Raw genomic sequence first — 619 nt, 5'->3', positions numbered from 1 at the left:
GGGTTGCCCTGTGCCTTGGCTTTGACCTGGTCCGGTGCCTGGGAGATTGCGGTGCCGGCATCGGAGAGTTTGGCGGAGACGTTGTCCTTGGCGCCGTGGAGGGTGTCCCCGGTGCTGTGCAGGGCGTCGCTGGTGTGGCCGGTCCCGGAGTGCATGGTGTCCTGCACGCGGGTGGTGGCGTGGTCTGCTGCTCCCATGATTCTCTCCTTGACCCCGGTCACGGCGTCTTTGACCTTGTCGGTTTGGCGGTTGACGATGTTGGACGGGGTGACCTTGTCCGCGACGGCGTCCACGTTGGTGCCCAGCCGTGCGCGGGTTTCTTCTATGTTCTGGCGGATTGCGTCAGGGTTCTCGCTCATCGGTTGACCTCACCTGGTTTTAGGGTTGGGGGGATTTCGGAGAGGGTTTCGCCGGTCTGCGGCAGGCCCTTGATCTTCTTGAGTTCCTTGCGGCCAATGGAGGCCAGGATCGCGGCGATGATGGCCCAGAGGACGGCAACGATCACGGCGGCCCAGCCCAGGGGCATCAGGGCGCCGAGGGCGAACATCAGGGCCAGGGACAGGAAGAGAAGGACGAAGTGTCCGGCCACGCCGGCGCCGGCGAGCATCCCGCCGCCCTT

The 619-nt window shown here is 65.4% G+C and carries 2 protein-coding genes; both read right to left on the bottom strand.

Annotation, left to right across the window (positions count from 1 at the left end; translation table 11 throughout):
* The coding region (locus AC5RT3_RS20615) for a DUF3618 domain-containing protein (RefSeq protein WP_494125111.1) at positions 1 to 359 on the bottom strand (359 nt) is incomplete at its 3' end.
* A partial coding sequence (locus tag AC5RT3_RS20610; RefSeq protein WP_494125110.1) for a phage holin family protein occupies positions 356 to 619 on the bottom strand: 264 nt, incomplete at its 5' end. The genes AC5RT3_RS20610 and AC5RT3_RS20615, both read right to left, overlap by 4 nt.

The organism is Arthrobacter sp. Y3221159, from assembly GCF_059089885.1.
The sequence above is the reverse complement of the archived record's forward strand: the minus strand, read 5'-3'. Positions and strand labels throughout refer to the sequence as shown.